Origin of the sequence: Bacteroides sp. OM05-12 (assembly GCF_003438995.1) — a bacterium.
Lineage (GTDB): Bacteria > Bacteroidota > Bacteroidia > Bacteroidales > Bacteroidaceae > Bacteroides.
In genome coordinates this window covers 47,743-73,988 of sequence record NZ_QSUN01000020.1, presented here as the reverse complement: position 1 = coordinate 73,988, position 26,246 = coordinate 47,743, and the positions used below count along the sequence as shown (strand labels likewise).

The following is a 26,246-nucleotide window of genomic DNA, read 5'->3' as shown; positions in this document are numbered from 1 at the left end:
TTTCAATTAGGAAAAGAAGAAAGCCGATGGTACGCTGATGACGCGGATCAGGCGGATGCAGACGGATTTTTATCCGTATTAATCAGCAGAATCAGCGTTATCCGCGAACCCGGTTTCCTCAATTATTCATTTATCAATTTAAAAAAGAATGTCAACAAACAAAAAGAACCTGTGGGGTACTATCCTCAAAATCATTATCGCAGTGGCCACCTCCATTGCCGGTGCTATCGGCCTAAGCTCTTGTATGGGATGAGCAAGCCGGAAACTAGTGGAATGTTATTGGAACGGGTCGTTAAATACCTCGTCATCCATTGCAGTGCGGCGCACTATGGCGATGCGGCGACTCCCGTTTATCATTTCTACATTGCGCGTGACGGACATGTCCGTCAGCGCCTGCCGCTGAGCGTGCAAGGCTGCCATGCCAAAGGTTTCGACCGTTGCAGCGTCGGTATCTGCTATGAAGGCGGTGCCGATTCTGACGGTAACCCTTCGGATACCCGTACGCTCTACCAGCGTTATGCGCTGCATGATCTTGTGAATTCCTTACTACAAGTATTCCCCGAAGCCAAAGTGGTGGGTCATAACCGTTTGCAGTCATACGACCGCATCAACCGCTGTCCCTGCTTTGACGTAAACACCCTGTTCCAATGAAAGAAACAATCCTTTATCTGTTGCAGGAGGACCATCGTTTCTCCCGCCATTACACCGATATGTACGCCTACCTTTCCATCTATGGCGGTCTGTCGCCCCATCAGATGAGCATCCTTCAGTGGCGTATGCGTGTTCATGATATGATTATCGCCGACCCCGCCCTTTTCCGTGTCTGTATCTCCACCCGTCAGGAACAGGATGAAATCCGTTTCATGAAAGGCTGGCAGTTCCGTGAACTGGAAAAGGTCCTTTCTCCCTGGCAAATCAGACAATGCCGGGAGATTAAGAATGAATGTTGGGGGTAGTGCCGTTTAATTATCTCCCTTTCCATATCCACGGACACACCACTCGTAGATGATTGGTAAAATAGTGGAAACACGCCATCGCGATACCGTGGTGGCGGTTTTCGTATATGAAGAACTCTTCAGGATTGTGCCCTAATGGTGAGCGAAAAGCTTTCCACCGCTTATTGAGGGGTTTCTCCGGATTGCACCACACGGGCAATGAGTCATGCCCGTCACACTCTCCCAAAATACCCGGAGCAACAACCGATTGTATTCCTAATTTCCTTGCACGCATGCCATAATCAAAATCTCCTAAAGCATGACGGAAACGATAATCATTCATTCCTACTTTTTCGAAAACGCTTTTAGGGAACAACACAATATTACCGTTAAAGAAATCACACTGTTGTATTCTATCCGATGGATGTATTAATCCTTTCCCATTAATCCTTCCACCATAAGTGATAATAGCCTGATTTCCTACGGCACAGGTCGTTCCCACAACAATACATTTATCTTCGTAAGCGCTTGATGTTTGTAATAAAATGCTTAATGCATCCGGATAAACGGTAGTATCGTCATTCAGCCACATATAGAAATCATAGTCTTTTGTCTCGGCAGCCTTACTCCAAGCCCTATACATCCCCCTGTTCCAAAACAGATTCCCATCCGCATGAAGAATGTTGACCTCAGGGAATTGTTCTTTGACAGTTTCGGGAGTCCCGTCGGTGCAGCCGTCATCTGTCAGGTAAACGCTTACGGTGTATTCTTCTATCGGGAGTTGAACATATAGGTTTTGCAGGCATTGTAAAGTTTTTGCCTTGCGATTGAAGACGGTTAAGAGGATGGCTAGGGATTGCATGTTTTCTATATTTTGTGAATTTATTGTTGTCCGGACATTAATCTATAGGCATCATTTGGTGGTAAGTTATACCAGTCGGACTGTAAATAAGACTTGATTTTTGAAGGTTCTATTCTATATCTGATTAATTTGGCCGGGACTCCTGCAACAACAGCGTACGGAGGAACATCCTTAGTAACAATAGCTCCTGAGGCTATTACTGCCCCATGTCCAATAACTACACCATCCATGATAATAGCACGGGCCCCAATCCATACATCATTGCCCACTACTATTGGCTTATATTCTACAAATTCAGAATCTTGTTTTACAATTTGAATTTTTAAAGGATTATTTACTCTATAAAATAATGGTGATGTAGAGAATAAATTTAGAGGATGAGATCCTAAACCAAGTATAACTTCATGAGATATAGAACAATATTTTCCAATACTGCAATTCTGAACTAAAGCTCCCCTGCCAATGTAAGTATAATCACCAATAGTTACATGATTAAATATAGAACCTCTTCCTAGTAAATGGGATTTTTCCCCTATTTTACAATCAGGAGTAAAAGAGCACCCTTTGTCAATTATTGAAGAAGAATATCTTCTCTTATTATCAATGTCTCTGGCTGCATTATTTGCTATAATAAATAATGCTTTGATTAGCCCGTAAGGCAAATAAATAAGACGAAAAAAAGCTTGGTTGATTCTTTTAAAATCTATTTTCATATAAAAAACGATCATAAAAAACTACCAATAGCATCCGTTTTCTACCATTTTAGCTTGTTCTGTTATATATTCATCCGGACGTACCCATGCCGGATTAGCTAGTAATTTTTTGTAATATCCTATGGGAAGTCCACAATCTGTATCGTCTATATCTTCCCATCTTTTTCCTTTTATTCCAAAAAACAACTGTAATCCTCCACCGATATGCACAGCTTGTTTACCTTGACGTTTTACATGGGCAGCTAATGGGAAACCATAAGCTCCACAACCTAGCAAGCAAATATCATAATCCCGTTTATCAATTTCATTTTTCATCCATTGTAGCGCCTCAAACCAATCCTTAAATCCGTTACTTATACCTCCTAGACTTTGAATCGCTTGGATTGTCTGTAATTCAAACTTCGGTAAAGAATCAGGGTTATCAAAAAGGAGAGTTCTTTTTTCTTTATATTGTTTCTCTATTAATCTAGCGAAAGGATGTACTACCAGTACCTTTTTACCTTTTAATATTCGTGTCCAAGGATTTTTAGATGTGGCATTTTCATAAGCAGCTAAAAGAATAAATTGAGGATTGTTTAGATAGGGTAATACATAGTGTACCGAATTTTCTATTGATTGGAAGAGTCCGCAAATATCCATTTCTTTTGCATCATTTAACATTAATCCGCAAAAACGAGAAACTGTATCCGGTGTAGAGGGAAAAAAGCCTGACCAAACCTCCATTTGTTTGAGTATTTTCGGATTCCACCACCATTCTGCAGCTTTTCCTTGAATAAAACTCCATTTACTATGATTTAAAGATTGAACTCCTAAATAATTCACGATTGTGGACAGTTCGGTTGCTCCGAAACGGGCAATCATACAAGGTTTACCTGTATCAAGTAAGTTATAAATTACATCTGACGCTTTATCTATATTTCTCTCGCAAGGAAGCGGAGGAAATTGATAAGTACCGATACTTTTTGAATAGAGTTTACGAAAGAATCTAAGTATGGATATTTGATTCATATTTACTGTTTTTTATTTCAATACAACGAATAATGAACTACATAATCCGTCTTTTAATGACTTTAGCAGGATTGCCTACTGCAATTGAATATGGAGGAATATCTGAACAAACTACGCTGCCAGCTCCAATTACAGAACCTTTTCCTATTGTAACACCCGGTAAAACCGTAACATTATAACCGAGCCAAACATCATCTTCTATTGACACGGATTTGGATATCATAGAACCTTCACGTATTTTAGAGGAATGATAATTATGACCTAATGAGGTTATACAACAATGGGCAGCAATTAATACATTCGAACCAATTTTAACTCCACCTCCTCCCCAAATATGAACATAACTACCTATCCCTGTATTACTGCCTATTGAAACATTGGATTTTCCTTCTATAGTTAAAGGGAAAAATAAAGATATATATTTTCCTTTTTCTTTGAGCCCATGTAAAAAAATGGAAGTTCGAATTTTACGGAATAATCTATTTAGAATCATTTTATTATTATATTTACCTGATAAAATAGTCAGCAATATTCCAAACTAAAAAATTATTTATCTTAGGAAAGAACACCCCATCAGCCATTGTATCAAATGTTAGAAAAAATCGAATTGAAAAAAATACAATAATTCCCATAGAATAAACAATATGGATAATCTTCCTATTTATCATAAAATATGGAAGGACAAAGGGGAATAAATAAAATCTGGATACATACATTCTACCCATAATCTCCGGAGCCAAAGATATTATCGAAGCACATATAAGCATTGTTATCATTAAAACATTTGTATAAAAAACATTTGTTTTATTATATTTGGAGTAATAGTTCATTATAATACAGATAAGAATAATAATTGCAGCTGTTAAACATACAGCGGTAGAGTCTAAAAAATTTTGATCCATAGGATTAGAAGCGTTCTCCAATCTGTTCATTCCATATAAAATGAAATCTATTCCGGCGAATATATTTTTGAATATGGAAATGTTACTGATGACAAATGATATACCAATAAAAATAAAACCTACCAATAAGAACTGTTTTTTACGGATAATAGAATAGAGAGGTTTTATAAACAAAAATGCAATAAAAATGAAAGACATAGTATGAATTAAACCTGCTGAAATTAATAACCACCATTTAATCTTATTATTAGTAACTTTTGCAACATATACATAAGAAATAAGACTAATAGAGAAGAACTGTCTTGTTAAGTTATTAAGAATCCCCCAATATTCTCTAAAAAAAATGAATAAAAACAATGATGCTATTAACGTAAAAATATCAGCTTTAGTTTTCCTCCAATAAATGAAAATAGAATAACAGGTGATAAAAATGGTGATAATTGTGATACTATTAATGAATATGTAATAATTTCCATCTGTTATATAATAACCTATATAGTTTAAAAGTCTCCACATTGGTTCCCTTTCTGTCGATAGAATAAATTCGTAGAAAGAGTGCTTGCTTATTTCATCGAAAATTCCCCAATATCCGCCACCATACCAATCGGAAGGTTGGTGGATATTCCAGATTCTGGTTGATTGTATTAAACAAGCGTAAATGGTAATAAACAGGAATAATAGAGTATCGGATATTTTATCTTTATGATTATTGACAATCTTTAATAGACAAAGAATAACCATTCCTACAAATGGATTAATCAAATAAAGAAGGATAAAAAATAAAATCCATATATTATTCATGAATCATTTTTTTTGAATTTATTTCTGATGTTTTTTTTAAACTATTATCCAAGTTTCCGTTATTATCACATAATATCCAGTCTTCTGTATCCGGATATCCATGCCAGAAATATTTAGGACAGACCTTTATTCCGTTACTAAGTAAAGCCGGCTTATACGAAAAAGAACTCTTGCTGGTTATCAATAAATCAGCATAAACCATATGTAAAAAAGAATCTTGTGCCGACATATCTAAATACCAATGTATATTTTTGTAATGCGCAAACTCCGGGTAATCTTCAGGGATACCTTGAGAGAAAATATATATATGTATGGGCTTATCTATCTTTATACTACCAATGACCTGTCGGAGTGCTTTTTCATAATAATCATTACTTAAATAGCGCATAGCCAAATTGGGATTGGAAGGGTCTGCCATAATATCCCCTCTACGCACATGGATAGCTATATTGAAGTTCTCTTTGGAGTAAATTAATTTATCATTCTTACGGGCCGGAGCTGAATAAAATTTTCTTTTGATATCTTTCATAACTCCATGTTGTTCCTCATAAAATTGATCTTGTTCAGCTATGAATACAACTTTTTCTCCGGAATAGGATTGGATAATTTTTTTATTGATAGCAATTTCTTTTTCATTGCCTGCGTTAAACAGGGGTAATTTTCTTACTTTATACTTTCTTTGTTTCAATTCTTTTACTGTTGTTTCATTAATTCCAAACCCTAAAAAATCCTCCCATTGTTTGCTGGAAAAAGGCAAATGAGCGAACTTTAGTTCGAATTGCTTTGCATACCAATATCCTGCTATCCAGTTTGCCATTTGATGGCCGATTCCGGCCCCAGGATTAGGACGGGCTGTATAGTATAATTCAACTGTTGGATTATATCCCTCTTTGGGAGAATAAAATAGATAGTGCCAATAGGATTGATAGATATATAAATAGAAAGGTGAATTTTTTGTTACTGTAACAAGATGTGTTCGCAATTTGCGCATTGCTTTTTCAATAATTACCATATACAATATTTTGAAGGAATTTTTTTTGTATCAATACGCTTGCCTACAATTGGAAAGCGATGTAAGCGCCAAATGATTTTTGTGATATTTATCCATAAAACAGCTAAAGCATACCTATTTTTATCACAATATAAAACTTTTTCAAAAGGAAAAAATAAAGATAAAATATTATCATCCAGATTATTATAAAAATAATCTATTGAATCCCAATCTTTTCTTGTTACACAATTCTTTATCAAGTGGCGGATATTGTATTTAATAAAAATCAAAAATGTTTTATTAACCATGTTTGTTTTTTGGTAATTTCTCATTACCCAATTATAGTAATTGACAATATGCTTTATTACTGATTCATTTTTTAAAGAGGTAGTCTGGGCTTCAACGCCGCCGTTATATCTACTTAAAGGCAAACCGATATAAACAACCTTAGAAATTAATGCAACCGAATAAAAACAGGCTAAATCCTGACTACGCTTCATTCCTAATGGAAATTTACCTGCATATCCGAAAATATCTTTTCTTACAACGGTCGCACTTGTATGCCCGAAGACTCCCGGGTTTTCAAAATAATCAACTGATACGATTTTATCAATATATTTATTTGCTAACCTATAATATACATTGTAACGATTTCTGATATCACCAACTATCCCACCGGTACAGATCATTCCTGCTTCAGAATAAGAACTAATTGCTTTGAACACATATTCTAAATACTCGGGATGCCACTCATCATCAGCATCCAGAAAAGCTACCCAGTCACTTATTGACTCCTCTACCCCTCTGTTACGTGCAGCACTCACCCCTTGATTGTCTTGATTGATAATCTTGATTCTCGAATCATTAAAATGCTTATTTATAACTTCAACACCATTATCCGTGGAACCATCGTTTATAATTATCACTTCAAAATCCTTAAACGTTTGATTCAATACAGTTTGAAGCGTGTTAACAATAGTATGTGCTTTGTTATAAAGGGGTATAACAACAGAAATCATGATAAAAATTTTTAATTATGGTGGAATATCTTGTTAGAAATTGTATTCTTTAATTCAAAAATTAAGTTCTTCTCTTCTTTTGTACAGCCAATTATGAAAAATGTTAAAATAAATAGTAGTATAGATAATATAATGAAAGAAAGAAGTCGCCATATGGAATTTATTTCAAACAGGCTTTGAACTATATATAGTAAACCCATAACTAATGTAGTTGTGATATATAATGGCAATAATGTTTTTTTGAAGTATACAGAAATGGATAATTGATAATATAATTTAGCATAATGCATCGCAATGATGTAAACACATATATTCCCGAATAATATAGTCGAGATATACATGGAATAAGGTGGAAAACTAATTTTGAAAAATAGATAGATGACAGGTAATTGCATAATATTGGAAATGCTGCTCCAAATAGTGTATTTTTTTATTTTTCCTGTGGCATTAATGGCTCCGGGTAAAGTGGTAAATTGAAACTCTATAAAGCTTTTGAGCAATTGGAATCTCACAAATATTATAGTCCATTCCGGTATGTTTTTTAACCATATTTTTAAGATATAAGGTGCTTCTATAAAAATAGGTATAGCTACTAATAGATATAATGCTGCTGAATATTTAGCTCCTAATATGGTGGATTTTAGTAACAGTTCTTTATTATTAGCCCCAGCGCTTTTCCCTAAAATTGGATTTAAGGCTTTTAACATGTTAGAAGACAGAACTTGTAGTTGACCATTAATTTGACCGGCTATCCCCTGAGCTGCATTTAATATAACTCCAAAAAAATGATTTAGAATAATACCTTGTCCATATGCACTGGTCATGGTAATTGAAGTTCTGATTAAGTTCCACCCCGCAAAGCTACTCATCTCTTTCATCAACCCTCTATGCCAATATCTACGAGGCTGTATAATACATTCTTCATAGTGCTTATGACAATATACCCGCATGATACTCATGGTAATCAATGGAATGCACGCCATCAATATACCATAAACAATCAGTTTATCCGAAAGGGTATGCACGACAATAAGGGCTACGGACAGTTTTAGAACAGATTCAACAATCCCTACAATGGAATAATAGAGCATATTTTCGTGCGCATTAAGCACGGCATCGTATGGAACAGTCATTACTGTAAACATAGTGCTGACAATCAAACTCCCATAAACAACTTGCGCTGCAAATATCCTATCGGATGGTATATTCAAAATACCATTGAAAAAGAAATAGCCAGCTATCAATAATACTACTCCAACGATTAATGCAATGAGAAGGTGTAGAACTACACTGACATTGAATATACTTTTCTGTTTTTCTTTGTTTCCTTCTCCTTCGGTATAGGACATGAACCGTTGGGTGGCACTTGCCATTGCCGCATTGAGAAATCCCAGCATGGCAATAGCTCCGCCTACGATATTGAAAATACCGAAGTCGGTTGCTCCTAAGGAGTTTAGTATCAGACGGGTGGTGTATAACGATATGAACATCGTTACCCCCATCTTGGCGTATAGATAACCTGTGTTTTTAATTACACGGTTGGCTGTGGACATATTATCTCCAATGTTTCTACCGTTTCCAATTCCTCTGCTGAGAGCTCTCTTCTTTCCCAACCTTTCATAATCTCTTTCGCTTCTTCCACCAGCTTGTCGTTATCCACTTCTCCATAGCAGTAGATGAGTAGTTGGCATTTTAGTAGAGAGGAGGAGAGCTCCTTGAGAACATAACAGGTACGGTCTGTTACGGAACAGCGTATCTTTTCGTCTTCCGGATTGGCGTACATAATGCCGTTGAATCCCATCAGAATGGCAAGACAAAGGCGTGCTTCTTCTTCAATGCTTCCGGACTTTTTGTTCCAAAGAAGATGGATGAGTTCGTGTACCTCTTTGTTCAGACGGGAAAGGTCGTCGGCATAGACAAAGCCGTCCTTGTCTCCTAAATGGAGCAGCTCGCGGGCTTTTTCGTATAGTCTTTCTATTTCTTCTTTCATGCTGTTTCTTAAATTTGTTCTACAAATCCTATGGGCATTTCGATGCCTGCACATCCCAACATATCTATGCGTACGATAATCTTTGTTTTACCACCGATGGTGGTCAGCTCACCTTCCAATCCTGTCAACGCTCCTTTGATGACGCGTACTTTCTGCCCGACGGTGAGAGGGGCGTTGCTCATCTGTATGGCCTGGTCGGAATAGTCGAGCATGAATTTGAATCGTTCCATCTGGTCGTCGGGAATTATTGCGGGGGTACTTTCTCCATGTAATACCATATAGCGGCTGACGGAAGATAGTGTAAGAACCTGTGCCCGTTCTGTCGGGGTTACCCGGACAAAGACAATCATCGGGATGAGTATTCTTTCTATCTTTTTTCTGCGGTCGCTCCATTGGTGTATTTCTTCCTGTACGGGCAGGAAATTCTCGATTCCCATCTTGGAGAGTTGTATACTTATTTTCTTTTCATGATAAAGTCTAACGTAGGCCGCATACCAGTGCTTCGGGCGCGCTACGCCGTTACCTGTCCCATCGGCAGGCAGGCTGTTTCTTTCATTTCGGTCTGCGTACATTTATTAGTTACTTTTGTCCTACCTCTATGTAAGAGGTGGGAAATAGTGTATAATACGCTTCATATCTGTGTATTATGTTGAATTAAAAAGATCATGGATGCGTTTTTTGATAAGGAAAAATTATGCTGTTATATTATTTTGGTTTATATTTGCAGCGTTTTAAACAGGAAAGTCCTGCCTCTTACATAGAGGCAGGACTTTCCTGTTTAATAAAAATACCGAATTTATTTCTGTGAGAAACCGGGAAAAAGAAAGATATAAATTATACTTTTAATATATTGGAAATAAAAACTATTATTCTTCTAACGTTGTTATTCTCATGGAGTTTCGTAACTTTGCGAATATAAGTAATGAAAGAAAGGAGAACAACATCATGAGCAACTCACGTAATACCGCACGCCTCGGCGCTGAACTGCTGAACGAAATCGGTAGCTTTCTTGCTGATGCTGACGACAATATGCTACGTAAAACTATCGACTTTATCAGAAGTCAAAAGCGGAAAGAGGAAAAGAAATCTCATGCAGCACCTTGCCAATATACTGTGGAGGAGATGAAGCAACAAGCGGTGAAAAGGATGGAAGAGTGCCGGCAAGGTAAATCCCTGTCTACCGAAGAAGTAATGGAAAGCATCAAGGAATGGTTGTAAGATGGCTCCTACTACACTGATTCGAGAAGCTGGTAAACGGGTATAATAAGAAATCTTTTCCGGTAGAAAAGAAAGAAGGGTTAACCGGATTCAAAAATATAAAGAAAGGCACGGATTATACGAACTTTATGGATTTATTTCAATACAATCCATCTTTTCGTATAATCCGTGCCTGAAGTATAAATATGATCTTTATCTGCTTCCGCCTGCCCACCAAACCGGATCAGTATATACGTACTGTCCGTTTCCGAAAGCGGCTTCTACATTCGGGTTGGCATTTACATCACCGTCACCGTAAGGACAGCGTAACGGGAATGGATTCGGGTTTTCCAGCGTAACGAAATCTTCACCCATAGCTTTCATACGACGGATGTCATTATAACATTCGGTTGATTCTCCGGATGCTCCCCAGAAAGCGATGTACTTTTGGATCATTGTTTCTTTCAACGGGTTGGCATCGAATAAGGTTTTGACTTCGTTGTCGAAATAGTCTTCGGCTTCTTCGGTGGTGATGGCATCACTCGTTTTCACAATACCTCCGTTGGAAAGTACATCCGGTGCTTCGGTTAATGCAGAGTTTACGCTTCTTTCCGTGTTGGCAATTGCTGTCACTATCGCTTGTTTCAGAACTCCCTCCGCATCATCCGTATGGTTTAGGCGGCAGAGTGCTTCCGCTTTCAGGAATAAAAGTTCGTGGGCACTGAGAAGTAATGTCGGCGCAGTTTCCGCAAATACATAGATGGATGTATTGTAATGGTATTGTAACGGCAGTGGCGTACCGTTGGGCGCCATATTGTCAAAGCCGGGATCGTTCTTTCCCGAAATCTGTGTCCACAAGGGAGGTTTTGTGGCTTTAACATCCATCGGAGTTACGAATACACGGCGCATACGCGGGTCATTGCGTTCCACCAACTTGGTAGCCATGCTCTTGCTGGCTGCAAGGTAGTCGCGGCTCCATTGGAAATCAAATAACGGGTTGAGGTTGATGCCGTCGTACATGTTGTAGGCAGCTTCTTCTCCGTCTTGGAATGACCGGTCGATATAGCTTAATATCTTTCTGAGATCACCTTCTACATCCGTAGAACGATGAATCATGTGCATTGTGTAGCGTGCTTTCAAGCCGTAAGCGAATTTACGCCACATAACGGTATCTCCTTTGAACAGTAAATCGTAATTGCCTACGCCTCCGGATATGTGATTGTCTCCTTGCGGTAGGTCGGCGATGGCATTGTCCAGACTTTGCAGGATGTTCCGGTAGATACTTTCCTGCGTGTCGAGTATCGGGTTCATATAAGTCGGTTGCCCGTTGGTCAGTTCCGGCAGTGCAGCCTGAGTATAGGGCGTATCACCGAAAGCGTCGGCAATCAATCCGGAATTGAGTGCGACCATTACCTCACCGATACCTCTTGTGGTATAGTTGCCGTGTTGGTCACCATCTTCAGAGCATTTGTGCACGATGATTCTGGCATTTTTCAATACGGAATAAGTATTCTCCCACACATTGTTGAATGTAGTGGAAGAAGACGGTTCGCCGGTACGGGTTTCCGCACGGTAAAGCTGGTTGGAGATTCCTACTTCATGCTCTACATAAGAAGCGAAATAGGTATTGAAGTCACCTCCTACATTGTTAAATGCAGTGGAGGTAAGTACGTCGGCCAGAATAAATTTGGACGGTACTACCGTGGTGTGATTATTGTCGTTGTTTATGGAGTCCATCTTATCTTCCGAACAAGAAACGAATGCTGCGGACAGGATTGCGACGGACAGAAAACCTTTGGATATATTGAATATTGATTTCATTTTATTTTCCTTTCCTCTTTAGAATTTGAATGTTAGACCAAAACCGTAGCTCGATGTTCCCGGTAATGAGAAGCGTTCGAAACCACCTGCCATGTTATTGTTCCCTTGTGATGACTCCGGGTCCAGTCCTTTAAGCTCGGACCATAAAAGGATATTTCTTGCAAATACATTTACGGTGATGCCTAAATATGATTTTTCAAGAACAGGATAACTCAAAGCTATCTCACGCAGTTTAAGGAATGAGTTTCCGTATACGCTGGCTTCAGAGATACTGCTCATGATATCGAAATAATCTGCTGCATCACTTCCGCTGATCTTGATGTCGTTCGGAGCGTAAATGGTATTACCGGCAGCGTCTGTGCCCGCTACTTTTACCGCGTTTTTCTCAAACAAGAAATCTTTCTTACGGAAATCTGCTGATTTCTTGGTGACCCCGTAATAATCGAGTGATGAGATGGTACCTGCATACATATCGCCTCCCTGTTTCCAGTCGAGTACTGCCGATAGACGGAATTTATAGAACTCGAAAGTAGTGTTGAAGCCCAATCTGAAATCAGGAGAAACAGAACCGATAACACGGTTGTCTCCTTTTTGAGGCATACCGTTTTTATCTACGACAATTTGCCCTGCTTCATTACGCAGGTAGCTCGAACCGTAGATTACCGGGAACTTATAGCCGATACCTGCACGTATCTGCGGGTCGACAAAACCACCTAACATAATACTGGTAACACCCGGTGCGAGAGCGTCCACATAATTGTCGATCTTGGAGAAGTTGAACGCGAAGTCCCAATTGAAGTTCTTGGTCTTAATCGGATTCACTCCCAAAGTAATTTCATGTGAATCGGTGTGCATGGAACCGCCGTTGGTTACTAATGATTGGTAACCGGTTGACGTAGACAATGGCACGTCGAATATCTGATCTTTTACATTTTGGCGTGAATAGGTATAATTCAGCGTAATGATTCCGTTCCAGAAAGTCAAGTCAGCTCCGATTTCATAAGACTTCGTGTTCTGCGGTCTTAAATTCGGGTCGTAAATCTTATAATACGGGACGTATGCAACGATAGAACCCATCGGGTACTGTATCGGTGTTCCTGAAGAGAATCCTCCTCCATATAAAGGAGTTGCATAGTAGGATTTATAATAAGTACCGGCCTGTCCGACTTCTGCATAAGATGCACGAAGCTTACCGTAGGTAAGTACGTTGTTCTTCAACGGTTCTAACTCTGTGAAGATGAAACCTAACGAAACAGACGGATAAGTGAAAGAACGATGGTTGCGCGGCATGGTTGAAACCCGGTCGTTACGTACCGTTGCATTCAGGTATACCATACTTCTGTAAGAGAGTGACAGGTTGGCAAAGTTACCTACCGTACGTTCTTTGAAGTATTCGGATAGTGCGCTGTATGCAGAAGCATTTCCCATATTGTTCCAGTCCGGGAAGTTGAAATTACTTCCGTAGGTATAGCTATGCTTGGTGGTTTTATTTACAAATTCATTACCAACCAGAATGTTCATATCGAACTCCGGCGTGATTTTCCAGTCGTAATTTGCCGTGAATAATGAGTTTACTTCATTTACCGTATAGATGTTTTCTTCTACCTGTCCGGTACCGTTAGAGTGTCCGTATCCCCATAAATCCGTATAATTGGTGGTATATGCGTCTGTACCTAATTGGTATTTCACATCCAATTTGTGATTTTCCGTACCGAATTTGGTAGTGTACTTTGCATAGGTGTTTCCGAAGAAGCGATGCGACTTTTCTGTGAATTGATTGTTGTCGACTGCCCAGTAAGCAGCATCGAAACCTCCTGTGCTACGGTAGGTGTTCTGTGTATAAGGTGCGCCTTCCACGTATGAAGGGATACCTTTTAAATCATAACTGGCAGGTGCACCGTACACGGTAGCCATGATACCATTATTGGCGGCGGTTTGCTTTCTGATTTTAGAAATAACGAAGTTTCCATTGAAACCGGTTGACCAGTTCTTGTTCAATGTAGCTTCTGCTGCCAGTTTGGCATTGTAACGGTCTATCCCGGTAGAAGGAATAATACCATCTCCGGTGGTATTACCCAATGAAAAAGAGTAATTCCCTTTATCGAATCCTTGTGCAATGTTGATGTTATTGCTCCAGGTGACTCCTGTGTTGAAGAAATCTTTAGCATTGTCATAAGCGCGTGGAGTAGCCCATGGGTTTAATCCCGCCTTTGCACGTTGAGGTACGTAATATTGACCTTCGTGCTTTCCGTACTGCCGGGTGTAGTCATTATCCGTATTACCGCCATAGTCCGGGTCATTGGCGAGTTCTGAAATCTTTGGTCCCCAAGCGAGTGCGGACATTGGAGAATAGGCACCTTTGGCTCCTTGTGCAAATTCTTTTTGGAATTCGGGCATCGTTGAAACCTTGTCAAAAGAAAGATTGGTGTTGACTGTTATTTCAGGTTTTCCTTTATTCGCACCTTTCCCGCTTTTAGTTGTAATAACGATTACGCCGTTGGACGCACGCATACCGTAAAGAGCGGAAGCTGCCTGTCCTTTTAAGATATTGATACTTTCAATATCGTTAGGGTCAATATCTATGGCACGGTTTGAATAATCCGAACCGGTTACGGAGTTCAGGGTGTTCATATCCGATGTAGATGAAATAGGCATCCCGTCTACTACATACAAAGGTGTGTTATTCCCGGTAAATGAACGTGAACCGCGGATTGTGATTTTGGAAGAGGCACCCGGCATACCGGATGAAGGAGTGATGTCCACACCGGATACTTTTCCTTGAAGTGCTCCGGCAAGGCTCGTACTTGCAGCTTGCGTTAATTCGTCCGATTTAATATCCTGCACGGCATAACCTAAAGCTTTCTTTTCTCTGGAAATACCCATGGCTGTTACTACTACTTCATCCATCTGTTGTGCATCGGATTTTAATGTAATATGCATATCCGGCTTGATGGGCACTTCTTGAGTTTTCATCCCGATATATGAAATCTGTAGGGTCTTTGCCGAACCGGGAAGATTTGAAAGGGTAAATCTACCATCAATATCGGTGATTGTCCCGATAGTAGTTCCTGTTACTAATACGGTAGCTCCTACCACCGGTAGTCCGTCTTCTTCTCCCATAACAATTCCTGTTACATTGGAGGTTTGAGCTGTAACCAGACTTATGCCTGCAAAAAAGCATGCCAGTAACAGCATTAATTTTCTTTTCATAAAATACTCTCTCTAGTTAAAGTTTACAATTAAATAATACTCTCTATTTTTCTAACATTTTGCAAAACTACAAATAAAAACATTGATAGCAATAATTTTTAATAAAAACCGTAATATTAGTTTCATATTGTCATAAAAATATGCATATTTATGTTTTTAAGCATATTAAATAGATTAAAATATTATTTTAGTTAAATGAATATGGCTTGTATAAAAATGACTAAAAGATATATATTTCGCTCTATTTTACAGCTTTATTTTATAAAATATGATAATTGTAACTCTTTGTGATTTTGCTTAATTGTTATAATATTAGAATTAAACAATTATTTTTGTTTTTTCAAGTTTACACCTTAATATAATAGAGGGGTGATAAAATACGTTTTAAAAGTCTGTTTAAACCTCTATAATAAGAAGGAGTAGCGATAGATATAACAATCGGGTTATTTATTTGTTCTATCCATTGCTTTTTTGCTATATTTGTTGCCAATATATAATTTTATGACAGAAGAATGAAAGAATTTGTAATATCCGAAGCCCAGACGGAAAAAGCTGTTCTTGTAGGGTTGATCACAAAAACGCAAGATGAGAGGAAAACTCAGGAATATCTGGACGAACTGGCTTTCCTTGCTGAGACAGCAGGAGCGGAAGTTGTGAAGTCGTTTACGCAGAAAATAGATCAGGCGAATACCGTTACCTATGTGGGTAAAGGTAAGTTGCAAGAAATTAAGGAATATATCCGGGCGCATGAGGATAATGTGGAAGAGGAAGTGGGTATGGTAATATTCGATGATGAACTTTCTGCAAAGCAAATACGTAATATTGAAGCTGAATTGAAGGTTAAGATTCTTGACCGTACTTCGCTTATTCTCGATATATTCGCTATGCGCGCACAGACGGCTAATGCCAAAACACAAGTGGAATTAGCGCAAAATAAATATATGTTGCCGCGTTTGCAACGTTTATGGACGCACCTTGAAAGACAGGGAGGCGGTTCCGGTAGCGGTAAAGGCGGTTCTGTAGGATTACGCGGACCGGGTGAAACTCAGTTGGAGATGGACCGCCGTATTATCCTTAACCGTATGGCATTGTTGAAAGAACGTTTGGCTGAAATTGATAAACAGAAAGCTACGCAGCGAAAGAATCGGGGAAGGATGATTCGTGTTGCTTTAGTAGGATATACGAATGTCGGTAAATCTACTCTGATGAATCTGCTTTCTAAAAGCGAGGTCTTTGCCGAAAATAAATTATTTGCGACTTTGGATACTACGGTACGGAAAGTAATCATAGAGAATCTTCCTTTTTTACTTTCTGATACGGTAGGGTTTATCCGTAAACTTCCTACGGATCTGGTAGAGTCCTTCAAATCAACATTGGATGAGGTGAGAGAAGCCGATCTATTGCTTCATGTAGTGGATATTTCTCATCCGCAGTTTGAAGAGCAGATTGATGTGGTGGAGAAAACTCTTACGGAGATCGGTGCCAGTGGAAAGCCCAGTATGATTGTATTTAATAAAATAGATGCTTATACTTATGTGCGAAAGGATGAGGATGATCTCAGTCCCCGTACTAAAGAAAATTGGACGCTGGAAGAATTGATGCGTACATGGATGGCGAAGATGAATGATAACTGCATCTTTATTTCCGCTAAGGAAAAGATAAATATCGAAGAGCTTAGAGATATAGTGTATAAAAAAGTAAAGGAATTGCATGTACAGAAGTATCCTTATAATGATTTCCTTTATCAAAACTATGAAGAAGAATAAAAGATGAAAGCATACCGTTCGCTTACCGAAGATGAAATCTTCAAATTGAAAAGTCAGTCTTGCTTGGCTGATGACTGGAGTAATGTATTGGTAGATGTGGAGTTTACTACCGAATATGTTTATCACACTCGTTTCTCGGGAAATGTGAGGCTGGGAGTGTTTAACGGGGAGTTTGTTCTTCCGGGAGGTATTAAGAAGCACGCCGGGCTCCGGCATGTTACGTTGCACAATGTGACAGTGGGAGATAATTGCTGCATTGAGAATATACAGAATTATATTGCTAATTATACGATAGGAAACGATGCGTTTATTGAGAATGTAGATGTTATTCTGGTAGATGGGGTAAGTAAATTCGGTAATGGAGTAGAGGCTTCTGTCTTGAATGAAACGGGAGGCAGGGAAGTGCTTATCAATGATAAACTTTCGGCCCATCTTGCTTATATTCTGGCGCTTTACAGACATCGACCGGAATTGATCAACCGTTTAAAGGAGATTACGGACTTTTATTCTAATAAGCATGCTTCGGATGTAGGTACTATCGGCAGTCACGTAAGGATTATCAATACCGGTTCTATCAAAAATGTTCGGATAGGAGATTTTACCCATATCGAAGGTACTTGCCGTTTGTTGAATGGTAGCATAAATAGTAATAAGAAAGCTTCGGTTCATGTGGGGTATGGTGTTATCTGTGAGGATTTTATCATTTCATCCGGCTCACATGTGGATGACGGTTCCATGTTGGCGCGCTGCTTTGTGGGACAGGCTTGCCAGTTAGGACATAATTATTCGGCTTCAGACTCTCTCTTTTTTAGTAATTGTCAGGGAGAGAATGGTGAGGCTTGCGCTATTTTTGCAGGACCTTACACGGTGACACATCATAAGTCTACATTACTTATAGCCGGTATGTTTTCGTTCATGAATGCAGGTTCGGGTTCGAATCAAAGTAATCATATGTATAAGCTTGGGCCTATTCATCAAGGGACTTTGGAGCGTGGGGCAAAAACAACTTCAGACTCTTATATCTTGTGGCCGGCGCGTGTGGGAGCATTCTCTTTGGTAATGGGACGCCATGTCAATCATGCGGATACGTCCAATCTGCCTTTCTCTTATTTGATAGAGCAAAAAAATACGACTTATCTTGTTCCCGGAGTCAATTTGAGAAGTGTAGGTACTATTCGTGATGCACAGAAATGGCCGAAGCGTGACAAGCGTACGGACGAGAATCAGTTGGATTATATCAATTATAATTTGCTTAGCCCTTATACGGTACAGAAGATGTTTAAAGGGCGTGATATGCTGATGGCGCTCCGTCAGGCATCCGGTGAGCTTTCTGATACCTATTCCTATCAAAGTGCGAAGATCAAGAACTCTTCTTTGAAGAATGGCATCCGTTTTTATGAAATAGCGATTCATAAGTTTTTGGGTAATTCAATTATCAAACGTTTGGAAGGCATTGACTTCCGGAATGATGATGAAATACGTTCCCGTTTACGCCCGGATACGGAAGTCGGAGCGGGAGAGTGGGTGGATATTTCCGGTTTGATAGCCCCTAAAAGTGAAGTGGACAGGCTCATTACTGCCATTGAATCCGGTGAAGTAAATCGCCTGAAAGATATAAACGCCTGTTTTGCGGAAATGCACAGTAAATATTATACGTATGAATGGACATGGGCATATCAGAAAATAGAGGAGTTTTATGGTGTGAAACCGGAAGAAATGACAGCTCAGGATGTGATAGATATTGTACTCATGTGGAAAGATGCTGTCATTGGGTTGGATAAGATGGTATACGAAGATGCTAAAAAAGAATTTTCTTTATCGTCCATGACGGGATTTGGTGCTGACGGTTCACGCAGGGAGAAGAAACAGGATTTTGAACAGGTGAGAGGTGACTTTGAAAGTAATCCTTTTGTTACCGCCGTTTTAAAGCACATTGAAACGAAGTCGGCTTTAGGTGATGAGTTAATAAACCGTATGAAGAAACTGATTGATAAAGCATAGAACAAGATGGAAGAATTGACCCTGACAACACCCGCCTTACTCTTTTCTGCCGTGTCACTTATCTTATTGGCGTATACCAACCGCTTTTTGTCGTATGCCCAGTTGGTACGTACATTAAAGGAGCAATATGTGAAAGACCATTCGGAGGTTGCAGCCGCCCAGATAGATAATCTGCGTAAACGTTTATACTTAACCCGTAGTATGCAGATACTTGGCATTTCGAGCTTATTCTTCTGTGTCATCACCATGTTCCTTATCTATGTGGGTTTCTATCTATGTTCGGTTTATGTGTTTGGGTTAGCCCTGTTACTATTGATTGGTTCTCTTGGTGTTTCGATATGGGAAATTCAGATTTCCGTCAAAGCATTGGAGATACATTTAAGGGATATGGAGAAGTGAAAGCCGATGCCTTTTTGTTCTGATTAAGGAAATATTTCAATAATTGTTTGTACCTTTGGCATCACTAACTAACATTCATTAAAGTAATAAAGATATGGCAACACCAGAGTTTAAGTATCAGCCTATGTTTGAACATGGGAAAGATGACACAGAGTATTATTTACTCACGAAAGACTATGTTTCTGTAAGCGAATTTGAAGGGAAACCGATCCTTAAAGTTGCTAAAGAAGGTTTGACTGCAATGGCAAATGCTGCTTTCCGTGATGTTTCGTTTATGCTTCGCCCTGCGCATAACGAGCAGGTTGCTAAGATTTTGAGCGATCCGGAAGCCAGTGATAACGATAAATATGTAGCATTGACATTCTTGCGTAATGCGGAAGTGTCGGCAAAAGGTAAACTTCCTTTCTGCCAAGATACAGGTACGGCCATCATCCATGGAGAAAAAGGCCAGCAGGTATGGACGGGATACTCTGACGAAGAGGCTTTGTCGTTAGGCGTTTATAAGACATATACGGAAGAAAATCTTCGCTATTCTCAGAATGCTCCGCTGACAATGTACGATGAAGTGAATACAAAATGTAACTTGCCTGCCCAGATTGATTTGGAAGCAACGGAAGGTATGGAGTATAATTTCCTTTGCGTAACAAAAGGAGGTGGTTCTGCGAATAAGACTTATTTATATCAGGAGACGAAAGCAATCCTGAATCCGGAAACATTGGTTCCGTTCTTGGTTGAGAAGATGAAGACATTAGGTACGGCAGCTTGTCCTCCTTATCATATCGCATTTGTCATTGGCGGAACTTCTGCCGAGAAGAATCTTTTGACGGTGAAACTTGCTTCTACTCATTATTACGACAATCTTCCTACTACGGGTAATGAGTATGGACGCGCTTTCCGTGATATTGAACTGGAAAAGAAAGTTCTTGAAGAAGCGCATAAGATTGGTTTGGGCGCACAGTTCGGAGGTAAATATTATGCTCATGATGTACGCATTATCCGTTTGCCCCGTCACGGAGCTTCTTGTCCGGTAGGTTTGGGCGTATCTTGTTCTGCCGACCGTAATATCAAATGTAAAATCAATAAGGATGGTATCTGGATTGAAAAGCTGGATGAACATCCGGGACGTTTAATCCCTGAAGAACTTCGTCAGGCAGGTGAGGGTGATGCCGTTAAGATTGATTTGAATCGTCCGATGGCTGAAATCTTGAAAGAATTGAGCAAGTACCCGGTAGCTACCCGTTTATCATTGAACGGTACTATTATTGTAGGTCGCGATATTGCTCATGCAAAACTGAAAGAACGTTTGGATCGTGGTGAGGATCTTCCGCAATATGTTAAGGATCATCCTATTTACTATGCAGGTCCGGCAAAGACTCCGGCAGGTATGGCATGCGGTTCTATGGGCCCGACTACAGCCGGACGTATGGACCCATACGTAGATCTGTTCCAAAGTCATGGCGGTAGCATGATTATGTTGGCAAAAGGTAACCGTAGCCAGCAAGTGACAGATGCTTGTAAGAAGCATGGAGGTTTCTATCTGGGTTCTATCGGCGGACCGGCTGCTATTCTTGCTCAGAACAATATAAAGAGCATTGAATGTGTGGAATATCCGGAACTGGGTATGGAAGCTATATGGAAGATTGAAGTAGAAGATTTTCCTGCATTTATTCTTGTTGATGATAAGGGAAATGATTTCTTCAAACAGATTAAACCTTGCAGCTGTAAATAACAGAATAGGGAAAAAAGACTGAATAAGCAAGCTATAATCGAGGTTGTCAAAACTATCTCAATTCCCCTGCTTGAGCGGGGGTAGGGTGTGTGTGACTTTTCTAACGGTTTAATAATCAAAGAAAAATCACACACCCCTTAATCCCCGCTCAAGCGGGGAAACTTGGATGCTTTGACTTTTGACACATTCCGGTGTCTTTTTATCATAAGGAGGATTACCCGATAACTCTTGGGGATAGTAAAACCTGTTTTTCAACATACGGTCCTTTGTTTGCAAACGATAGGAGTTTGTGAACAAAGGACCGTATGTTTATTTTCAGAGGACCGTATGCTTGTCTACAAATGTCCTTAATGTTTTTTTCAATCAACCTAATGCTTTTTTTCAATCAACCTTATGTCTTTAAAAAAATATTAAGGTGTTTGTAGGTAAAAAACAGTATAAAAAACAAATCAAAAAAGGGATATCTGTGTTCCTCTTCCCTACAAGTATCGGGTGAACCTATAAGGACGATTGAAGTTGTACTTATATCTCCTGTTGGTTTATTGATTCAGGTAATTCAATACTTTACCGCTGATTTGCATCAAGGAGATTTCGCAAAGCTTCGTGTCATATTCTGCTGTAAGAATACGTTCTTCGGCATCTAGCAAACTCTTTTGAGCTTCACGCATTTCAATACCGGATAGATTTCCCAGTAAATAACGTTCCATTGCTATGTCATGATTCTCTTTGGCGGCTATAATATTTTCCCGTTCCAGCTTCAACATTTCTATATTGTTGCGGTATGCTTGCCAAAGGTTATACAGATCGGCTTTTAAACTCTGTTCTATTTGTTGCTGTTCCAAACGCATATTGTTGATTAGGACTCGGGCATTTCTCTTTTCCCTGCGGCGGTTACCATCGAAAATATTAAATCCGAGTGTGACTCCGAAGTCAAGTCCCAGATTCTGTTTCCTGTCCGTAGCTCCTAATTCGTATTTGTTGAAAGTGTATCCGTATCCGGAGTTCAGTTTCAGGTATGGGTAGTTGCGTGAATTGACTGCTTTAAGGTCAAGACGGGCCAATGTCTTGTTTTGTTCGGCTTTGATGAGATTTGCATTGGTCTGCATCATTGATTCCATCAGGTTGGCGAATGCCAGTTTCTCATTCACATCGATAAGTGAATCTCTGATAACAAGATGCTGGTCTACATCCGTATTTGCCATCAATTCATTTAGACGTATTCGTGAAGTGTGCAATAGTTCTTGTTGTTTCATGTATTGCGCGCTGTCGGCATTGAAATCTACCCGTGCCTGCTGCAAGTCGAGGCGTGAGAAGCTTCCGATATTGTAACGTTCCTCCACAATGCGAAGTCGCTCTTTAGATAAGGACACGGCATAGCGGAAGTTTTTCAGTCGTATTTTTTGCTGGATGAAGTTGTAATATTCGGCTGTTAGTTCCGCAACGAAATCTTCGATACTGATTCGTGTATTTGTTTCGCCCTGCTTCTCTAGTTCTTTCAGACGCTGGTAGTTTGTTACAATATTGAAACCGTCAAAGATAGTCCAGTTTAGTCTCACTCCTACATTGACCGTTTGGTCGTAAACGCCATTGTCTGTACTTGTTGCCTCTCCTCTGGGCGTGCTTGAACGTACATTGTCAAGATTGCCGTTGTAACCTGCGGAAAGGTCGAGTGTGGGAAGGTAGCCGGCATTTCCGATGGTTGCGTTATTTTTGCTGATTTGTTCCTCGTTGCGTGCAATGAGAATAGAATAATTATTCTTCAACCCGATATCCAGACATGACTCGAGGGTCAAAACCTTTTGTGCCTGAGCATGCATACACAAAAGTAAGAAACAAGACAACAGATATTTCATATTTTGCATAGGTATCATGATTTTAGCTTCTTTTTACGGTTGGTTGATATATAGCTGTACATGGCCGGTACGATGAAGAGTGTGAGGAAAGTAGATACTAACATTCCCCCTACAACGGCAACTCCCATGGCAACACGTCCGTTGCTGCCTTCTCCCGTGGCAAGAGCCAATGGTAATAATCCCAAAACAGTGGAAGCACTGGTCATCAGAATAGGACGGAGACGTTGCAGAGATGCTTCGATGATGGAATCTTTCTTGCTTTCTCCCGCCTCTTGTTTTTGATTGGCAAACTCGACAATAAGAATACCGTTCTTGGCAACCAACCCGATAAGCATAATGATACCGATTTGGCTGAAAATATTCATTGTCTGCCCTGAAAAGTACATAAATACCAATGCACCGGCTACTGCCAGCGGTACGGTGAGCATGACAACCAAAGGATCTTTGAAACTCTCGAATTGTGCCGCCAGAATAAGGTATATGAGGAATATAGCCAAGCCGAAAGCAAATAACAAACTCGATGAACTCTCACGGAATTCTTTTGAGTCTCCCGATAAGGCTGTACGGAACGTTTCATCCAATGTCTCTTTTGCTATCTTATCCATCTCATCCAAACCCTGTCCTATTGTTTTTCCTTCTGCAAGCCCTGCCGATATGGTTGCGGAAACGAAACGGTTATAACGATAAAGTTTTGGCGGGGCAGTGCTTTCTTCCAACTCAATGAGGTTGTCCAATTGAATCATTTCTCCTTTATCACTTCTTACGTAAATAGACTTGACATCGGTCGGAGTATTGCGTTGCTGGCGATTTATTTCACCCAATATTTGATATTGCTTACCATTCATATAGAAATAACCCATACGTTGACCGCTTAATCCGTATTGAAGTGTTTGGGCGATATCTCTGGTAGAAATGCCTAAAGAGCTGGCTTTATCACGGTTAATATTGAGCCGCGCTTCCGGTGAACTGAATTTTAAATCCACATCCGCCATCTGGAAAGTCGGATTCGCATTTACTTTCGCCATAAAATCGGGTAGCACTTCTTCTAGCTTTTCTATGTTAGTGGCTTGTAATACATACTGGATCGGCATACCGCTTCTACGGCCTCCAAAGGTACTTTGTTGCTGTACGAAAGCTCTTGCCATTGTTTTCGTTTTAACGGCACGTGACAGTTGCTCGGCAATATCCATCTGGCTTCTATGGCGTTCCATGATGTCTATTAATGAAATTCTCACATTACCGCTTCCGCTGGATACGCGGGCTGTCGTTGCTCGGGATTCGGGCACTAAGGAGTCTACCAGTTGATTGATGTCTTCCGTATAGTCTCGGATATATTCGTATGTTGCTCCTTCAGCTGCCCTTGTGTTTATGCTGATTGAGGAACGGTCTTCCAGTGGAGCCATTTCTGAAGGAATTTGATTCCAAAGTAAATAGATGATGACGAGAGTTAGTAATACTAAAGGAATGGCAATCACTCTTTTGTTTAGAAAAGATGTTAGTCCTCTTTTATAATATTTATTCATTCCTTCAAAAAACGGTTCTGTTTTTCGGTAAAACCAATTTTGTTTTTCCCGTCTGATCAGCAGTTTGGTTGCAAGCATTGGGGTAAACGTCAATGCTGCAAAAGTAGAAATAATGACAGCTCCCGAAATAACGAATGCAAACTCACGGAAAAGCCGTCCGGTCATACCACTCATGAAGATGATCGGAAAGAATACGGCTATTAACGTAATGGAAGTTGAAACAACGGCAAAAAAGATTTCCTTTGCACCTTCAATTCCCGCTTCTTTGGGTTTCATTCCTTTTTCGATTCGAATGTAGATATTCTCGGTCATTACAATGGCATCATCCACCACCAAACCTACGGCTAATACGACTGCTAACATTGACAGTACATTGATGGAGAACCCACAAACATACATGACAAAGAATGACCCGATTAATGAAACAGGAATAACAATGCAAGGTACAAGAGTGACGCGCCAGTCGCGTAAGAATAAAAATATGATAATGATTACGAGAACAAATGCTTCATATACCGTGTCCTTTACTTCTGTTATGGAAGCCCGGATGAATTTAGTGTTATCAAATCCGAAATTGGTGATGACATCTTCGGGTAAATCTTTCTTCATGGCCTCAAGACGTTCATATACGGCATCGGCAATTTCTATATGATTGGCTCCCGGCTGAGGAATTACAACCACGCCGACCATCGGTACACCGTTCATCTTCATATAGCTTCGCACATCTTCCGGTCCGAGTTCTGCACGCCCTATATCACTGAAACGAATCGCTTTACCATCAACTTCTTTGATGATGAGGCGGTTGAACTCTTCGGCTGTGTGCATTAAACCCATTGTGCGGATGGTAAGCTCTGTATTGTTACCCTCAATACTTCCGGATGGAAGCTCTATGTTTTCTTTATCGACAGCATTTTTTACATCAATCGGTGTAATGCCGTAACCGGACATCTTTATAGGATCAAGCCACAAACGCATGGAGTATTTCTTCTCTCCCCAAATCGAGACGCTACTTACGTCCTTAATCGTTTGTAACTGCTCTTTTACAGTAAGGTCTGCTATTTCGCTTAGTTCCAATAAGGAACGTTTGTCACTTTGGATAGATACCATTAGAATAGGAGTAGCGTCCGCATCAGCTTTGGAAACAGTAGGAGGGTCACAGTCTCTAGGCAAGTAACGTTGTGCGCGGGATACCTTGTCGCGAACATCATTGGCGGCAGTCTCCAAATCAACGGATAGTTCAAATTCAACGGTTATACGGCTTTGTCCTTCCTGACTGACGCTGGAGAGGGAACGTATCCCCGGTATACCGTTAATATTTTGCTCCAATGGTTCGGTAATCTGATTTACTATAACTTCCGCATTTGCACCCGGATAACTACAGTTCACTGAGATAATGGGATTGTCTACAGAAGGATATTCCCGGACACCGAGATAAGTGTATCCGATGAAACCGAAGAGTAGTATAATCAAAGTGAGTACAGTTGCCAATACCGGTCTGCGTATGCTTAATTCGGATATATTCATAA

22 protein-coding genes are annotated in these 26,246 nt (G+C 39.9%); 8 read left to right on the top strand and 14 right to left on the bottom strand.

The genetic code is table 11. The features are described 5' to 3' along the window. Positions 1–148: 148 nt before the first annotated feature. Genes DXB63_RS17980 through DXB63_RS13745 form a run of 3 tightly spaced genes read left to right on the top strand, consistent with a single transcriptional unit; the run spans position 149 to position 956 of the window. Positions 149–253: a smalltalk protein gene (locus DXB63_RS17980; protein ID WP_158563691.1), complete on the top strand. Its 105-nt coding sequence runs from the start codon at positions 149–151 to the stop codon at positions 251–253. Continuing rightward, on the top strand, positions 250–651 hold the full coding sequence (locus DXB63_RS13750; protein WP_233554088.1) for an N-acetylmuramoyl-L-alanine amidase: 402 nt from the start codon (positions 250–252) through the stop codon (positions 649–651). The genes DXB63_RS17980 and DXB63_RS13750 overlap by 4 nt, the downstream gene beginning before the upstream one ends. Beyond that, positions 648–956: a hypothetical protein gene (locus DXB63_RS13745; protein WP_122126985.1), complete on the top strand. Its 309-nt coding sequence runs from the start codon at positions 648–650 to the stop codon at positions 954–956. The genes DXB63_RS13750 and DXB63_RS13745 overlap by 4 nt, the downstream gene beginning before the upstream one ends. A gap of 10 nt (positions 957–966) precedes the next feature. Here DXB63_RS13745 and DXB63_RS13740 read toward each other — a convergent pair whose 3' ends face one another. The 10 genes from DXB63_RS13740 to DXB63_RS13695 are packed head-to-tail and all read right to left on the bottom strand — an operon-like array spanning position 967 to position 9,793. Next, positions 967–1,797 carry a glycosyltransferase family 2 protein gene (locus DXB63_RS13740; RefSeq protein WP_122126984.1) on the bottom strand — a complete coding sequence of 277 codons (831 nt, stop codon included), beginning with the start codon at positions 1,795–1,797 and terminating at the stop codon, positions 967–969. Positions 1,798–1,817: 20 nt separating this feature from the next. Next, positions 1,818–2,510, bottom strand: coding sequence for a CatB-related O-acetyltransferase (locus DXB63_RS13735; protein WP_158563690.1), 693 nt, complete (start codon positions 2,508–2,510; stop codon positions 1,818–1,820). A gap of 21 nt (positions 2,511–2,531) precedes the next feature. Continuing rightward, entirely contained in the window at positions 2,532–3,518 is a 987-nt protein-coding gene (locus DXB63_RS13730) for a hypothetical protein (protein ID WP_122126982.1), read from the bottom strand. A 37-nt stretch (positions 3,519–3,555) separates the two neighbouring features. Beyond that, entirely contained in the window at positions 3,556–4,011 is a 456-nt protein-coding gene (locus DXB63_RS18375) for a DapH/DapD/GlmU-related protein (RefSeq protein WP_122126981.1), read from the bottom strand. Between the two features lie 13 nt (positions 4,012–4,024). After that, positions 4,025–5,221: an EpsG family protein gene (locus DXB63_RS13720; protein ID WP_122126980.1), complete on the bottom strand. Its 1,197-nt coding sequence runs from the start codon at positions 5,219–5,221 to the stop codon at positions 4,025–4,027. Further along, positions 5,214–6,233: a hypothetical protein gene (locus tag DXB63_RS13715; protein WP_122126979.1), complete on the bottom strand. Its 1,020-nt coding sequence runs from the start codon at positions 6,231–6,233 to the stop codon at positions 5,214–5,216. The genes DXB63_RS13720 and DXB63_RS13715 overlap by 8 nt, the downstream gene beginning before the upstream one ends. Beyond that, entirely contained in the window at positions 6,227–7,231 is a 1,005-nt protein-coding gene (locus DXB63_RS13710) for a glycosyltransferase family 2 protein (RefSeq protein WP_122126978.1), read from the bottom strand. Before DXB63_RS13710 ends, DXB63_RS13715 begins: the two co-directional genes overlap by 7 nt. Before the next feature lie 11 nt (positions 7,232–7,242). Next, the gene (locus tag DXB63_RS13705) at positions 7,243–8,784 is read right to left on the bottom strand and encodes an MATE family efflux transporter (RefSeq protein WP_122126977.1); all 1,542 of its coding nucleotides are present in this window, start codon (positions 8,782–8,784) and stop codon (positions 7,243–7,245) included. Next, positions 8,763–9,221 (bottom strand): UpxZ family transcription anti-terminator antagonist, encoded by a 459-nt coding sequence (locus DXB63_RS13700; protein WP_158563689.1) that lies wholly within the window; start codon positions 9,219–9,221, stop codon positions 8,763–8,765. Before DXB63_RS13700 ends, DXB63_RS13705 begins: the two co-directional genes overlap by 22 nt. A gap of 8 nt (positions 9,222–9,229) precedes the next feature. Beyond that, complete coding sequence (locus tag DXB63_RS13695; protein ID WP_122126975.1) at positions 9,230–9,793, bottom strand: UpxY family transcription antiterminator; 564 nt, start codon at positions 9,791–9,793, stop codon at positions 9,230–9,232. A 319-nt stretch (positions 9,794–10,112) separates the two neighbouring features. Here DXB63_RS13695 and DXB63_RS13690 point away from each other — a divergent pair, with 319 nt between their 5' ends. Further along, on the top strand, positions 10,113–10,439 hold the full coding sequence (locus tag DXB63_RS13690; RefSeq protein ID WP_122348278.1) for a hypothetical protein: 327 nt from the start codon (positions 10,113–10,115) through the stop codon (positions 10,437–10,439). 192 nt (positions 10,440–10,631) lie between these two features. Here DXB63_RS13690 and DXB63_RS13685 read toward each other — a convergent pair whose 3' ends face one another. Beyond that, positions 10,632–12,239: a SusD/RagB family nutrient-binding outer membrane lipoprotein gene (locus DXB63_RS13685; RefSeq protein WP_122126973.1), complete on the bottom strand. Its 1,608-nt coding sequence runs from the start codon at positions 12,237–12,239 to the stop codon at positions 10,632–10,634. Between the two features lie 18 nt (positions 12,240–12,257). Then, positions 12,258–15,449, bottom strand: a complete 3,192-nt coding sequence (locus DXB63_RS13680) for a SusC/RagA family TonB-linked outer membrane protein (RefSeq protein WP_122126972.1) — start codon at positions 15,447–15,449, stop codon at positions 12,258–12,260. A gap of 512 nt (positions 15,450–15,961) precedes the next feature. On the opposite strand from DXB63_RS13680, the gene hflX reads away from it, so the two are divergent. The 4 genes from hflX (at position 15,962) to DXB63_RS13660 (ending at position 21,344) form a co-directional block, all read left to right on the top strand. After that, complete coding sequence (hflX, locus tag DXB63_RS13675; RefSeq protein WP_122126971.1) at positions 15,962–17,215, top strand: GTPase HflX; 1,254 nt, start codon at positions 15,962–15,964, stop codon at positions 17,213–17,215. A gap of 3 nt (positions 17,216–17,218) precedes the next feature. Continuing rightward, positions 17,219–19,216: a DUF4954 family protein gene (locus DXB63_RS13670; RefSeq protein ID WP_122126970.1), complete on the top strand. Its 1,998-nt coding sequence runs from the start codon at positions 17,219–17,221 to the stop codon at positions 19,214–19,216. Positions 19,217–19,222: 6 nt separating this feature from the next. Next, on the top strand, positions 19,223–19,615 hold the full coding sequence (locus DXB63_RS13665; protein ID WP_122126969.1) for a DUF2721 domain-containing protein: 393 nt from the start codon (positions 19,223–19,225) through the stop codon (positions 19,613–19,615). Positions 19,616–19,709: 94 nt separating this feature from the next. Beyond that, positions 19,710–21,344: a fumarate hydratase gene (locus DXB63_RS13660; protein WP_122126968.1), complete on the top strand. Its 1,635-nt coding sequence runs from the start codon at positions 19,710–19,712 to the stop codon at positions 21,342–21,344. A 539-nt stretch (positions 21,345–21,883) separates the two neighbouring features. On the opposite strand, the gene DXB63_RS13655 is transcribed toward DXB63_RS13660, so the two are convergent. Both DXB63_RS13655 and DXB63_RS13650 read right to left on the bottom strand, forming a co-directional pair. Continuing rightward, positions 21,884–23,197, bottom strand: coding sequence for a TolC family protein (locus DXB63_RS13655; protein WP_122126990.1), 1,314 nt, complete (start codon positions 23,195–23,197; stop codon positions 21,884–21,886). A gap of 14 nt (positions 23,198–23,211) precedes the next feature. Next, positions 23,212–26,244 (bottom strand): efflux RND transporter permease subunit, encoded by a 3,033-nt coding sequence (locus DXB63_RS13650; protein WP_122126967.1) that lies wholly within the window; start codon positions 26,242–26,244, stop codon positions 23,212–23,214. Between the last annotated feature and the right edge of the window lie 2 nt (positions 26,245–26,246).

Excerpts from the sequence above, each read along its gene's own strand:
- DXB63_RS17980 (WP_158563691.1), top strand. The coding sequence starts at position 149 with ATGTCAACAAACAAAAAGAACCTGTGGGGTACTATCCTCAAAATCATT.
- DXB63_RS13750 (WP_233554088.1), top strand. The coding sequence starts at position 250 with ATGAGCAAGCCGGAAACTAGTGGAATGTTATTGGAACGGGTCGTTAAA.
- DXB63_RS13745 (WP_122126985.1), top strand. The coding sequence starts at position 648 with ATGAAAGAAACAATCCTTTATCTGTTGCAGGAGGACCATCGTTTCTCC.
- DXB63_RS13740 (WP_122126984.1), bottom strand. The coding sequence starts at position 1,797 with ATGCAATCCCTAGCCATCCTCTTAACCGTCTTCAATCGCAAGGCAAAA.
- DXB63_RS13735 (WP_158563690.1), bottom strand. The coding sequence starts at position 2,510 with ATGAAAATAGATTTTAAAAGAATCAACCAAGCTTTTTTTCGTCTTATT.
- DXB63_RS13730 (WP_122126982.1), bottom strand. The coding sequence starts at position 3,518 with ATGAATCAAATATCCATACTTAGATTCTTTCGTAAACTCTATTCAAAA.
- DXB63_RS18375 (WP_122126981.1), bottom strand. The coding sequence starts at position 4,011 with ATGATTCTAAATAGATTATTCCGTAAAATTCGAACTTCCATTTTTTTA.
- DXB63_RS13720 (WP_122126980.1), bottom strand. The coding sequence starts at position 5,221 with ATGAATAATATATGGATTTTATTTTTTATCCTTCTTTATTTGATTAAT.
- DXB63_RS13715 (WP_122126979.1), bottom strand. The coding sequence starts at position 6,233 with ATGGTAATTATTGAAAAAGCAATGCGCAAATTGCGAACACATCTTGTT.
- DXB63_RS13710 (WP_122126978.1), bottom strand. The coding sequence starts at position 7,231 with ATGATTTCTGTTGTTATACCCCTTTATAACAAAGCACATACTATTGTT.
- DXB63_RS13705 (WP_122126977.1), bottom strand. The coding sequence starts at position 8,784 with ATGTCCACAGCCAACCGTGTAATTAAAAACACAGGTTATCTATACGCC.
- DXB63_RS13700 (WP_158563689.1), bottom strand. The coding sequence starts at position 9,221 with ATGAAAGAAGAAATAGAAAGACTATACGAAAAAGCCCGCGAGCTGCTC.
- DXB63_RS13695 (WP_122126975.1), bottom strand. The coding sequence starts at position 9,793 with ATGTACGCAGACCGAAATGAAAGAAACAGCCTGCCTGCCGATGGGACA.
- DXB63_RS13690 (WP_122348278.1), top strand. The coding sequence starts at position 10,113 with ATGGAGTTTCGTAACTTTGCGAATATAAGTAATGAAAGAAAGGAGAAC.
- DXB63_RS13685 (WP_122126973.1), bottom strand. The coding sequence starts at position 12,239 with ATGAAATCAATATTCAATATATCCAAAGGTTTTCTGTCCGTCGCAATC.
- DXB63_RS13680 (WP_122126972.1), bottom strand. The coding sequence starts at position 15,449 with ATGAAAAGAAAATTAATGCTGTTACTGGCATGCTTTTTTGCAGGCATA.
- hflX (WP_122126971.1), top strand. The coding sequence starts at position 15,962 with ATGAAAGAATTTGTAATATCCGAAGCCCAGACGGAAAAAGCTGTTCTT.
- DXB63_RS13670 (WP_122126970.1), top strand. The coding sequence starts at position 17,219 with ATGAAAGCATACCGTTCGCTTACCGAAGATGAAATCTTCAAATTGAAA.
- DXB63_RS13665 (WP_122126969.1), top strand. The coding sequence starts at position 19,223 with ATGGAAGAATTGACCCTGACAACACCCGCCTTACTCTTTTCTGCCGTG.
- DXB63_RS13660 (WP_122126968.1), top strand. The coding sequence starts at position 19,710 with ATGGCAACACCAGAGTTTAAGTATCAGCCTATGTTTGAACATGGGAAA.
- DXB63_RS13655 (WP_122126990.1), bottom strand. The coding sequence starts at position 23,197 with ATGAAATATCTGTTGTCTTGTTTCTTACTTTTGTGTATGCATGCTCAG.
- DXB63_RS13650 (WP_122126967.1), bottom strand. The coding sequence starts at position 26,244 with ATGAATATATCCGAATTAAGCATACGCAGACCGGTATTGGCAACTGTA.